At 47.0% G+C, this 1,246-nt stretch carries 1 protein-coding gene and 1 pseudogene; one reads left to right on the top strand and one right to left on the bottom strand.

What is annotated here, in order from left to right:
- The first annotated feature begins 141 nt into the window (after positions 1 to 141).
- The gene (locus tag J9892_RS20630) at positions 142 to 1,035 is read left to right on the top strand and encodes a hypothetical protein (RefSeq protein WP_210538825.1); all 894 of its coding nucleotides are present in this window, start codon (positions 142 to 144) and stop codon (positions 1,033 to 1,035) included.
- Between the two features lie 84 nt (positions 1,036 to 1,119).
- Here J9892_RS20630 and J9892_RS24825 read toward each other — a convergent pair.
- Positions 1,120 to 1,246: pseudogene (locus tag J9892_RS24825) on the bottom strand (IS630 family transposase); the annotation flags it as partial.

Below are 1,246 nucleotides of genomic sequence, written 5' to 3'. Positions count from 1 at the left end.
TAAGAAGTTGCTTGAGGTACTGGGTTGCATTGATAATAGTCATGGCTTCGGGCGTGTCGGTTTTTTTTTGCGATTAAATCAGATCACAAACGAAGCCTTTTTTCTATCTATTTCAATTGGTTGTAGCTAAAGATCCTGTACATGATACTTCCCTATCTTTGGGGTTTTGTACCGCAGCTTCAGAGCCTGTCTCAGGACTCGCTCTCTAGTTTGCTCGAAGCTCAAGCTACTGTATCACGCGAATCCGTTAGGCAGCTCGTAGCACAGCGAGATCATCTAGCCAGCAAGCTTCAAGAACTTACTACCAAAACCGAAGAACAAGTGGTTCAGCTTGGTGCGCTTACTGAAGGGGCTGCCAAGGAACGAGCTGAAGCCGCCGCCACTGTTGCGAAGCTTGAGCAGCTTTTTGCTCAGAAGGAAACGGATCGAGCAACCATCTTTGAAACAGCCCTTACTGAACTGAAAAAGGAGTTCAAGTCTTTCGAGGCTAACGCCAAAATTGAGAGCGATGCACTAATTGACTACCTAGAGAATCAGCGCAATCAAGCTGCTCGCCTTGTTCAAGTCGTCGGTAATATTGGCGTCACCGGAAACTATCAGCAAATTGCAAATACCGAAGCAACGCAAGCCAATTTCTGGCGCTGGGTTACTGTCGCAATATTTGGTGCCGGTGTTCTTGTCGCTGGCGCAACATTCATTAAATTTTGGGGACAACCTTTCTCGTCCGAAAACGCGTGGTCTGTTGCAATTCGCCTTCTATACGCTATCGCGATCACAGCTCCAGCCTGGTATACGGCTCGTGAATCAGCCCGCCATCGGACTAACTCCGACCGAGCGAGACAAACTGAACTCGAACTTGCATCAATTGGGCCTTTCATTGAACTCATGCCAGAAGATAAAAAGGTAAAAATTCGCGAGCAACTTACCCCCTCATACTTCGGAAAAGCCGTGGAGGCACATACTGCGGATAATCCTTTGGATGCTGCTGCGGTTAAAGACCTTGCTATCGAATTGGCGAAAGCATTAAAAAAATGAATTCATTGAGTTGATGCCCACTCACCATTTTCCTCGCTTGATGATCTTCACCTTCTAGCGAGCTTATACCAATCGGATTAAACATTAGGTCAGTTTTATCCAATCTCGGCTACAAAGTGACATCACCCGCTCCACATCGGCAATAAAGTGCTTCCAGGCCGATGTGCAGGCATCAAGGATGTCGTCGTAATCCTTGAAGCTGCGATTAGCC

It is taken from the genome of Aeromonas sp. Prich7-2 (assembly GCF_017939255.1).
Taxonomy (GTDB): Bacteria; Pseudomonadota; Gammaproteobacteria; order Enterobacterales; family Aeromonadaceae; genus Aeromonas; species Aeromonas caviae.
This window is presented reverse-complemented; position numbering and strand designations above follow the sequence as displayed.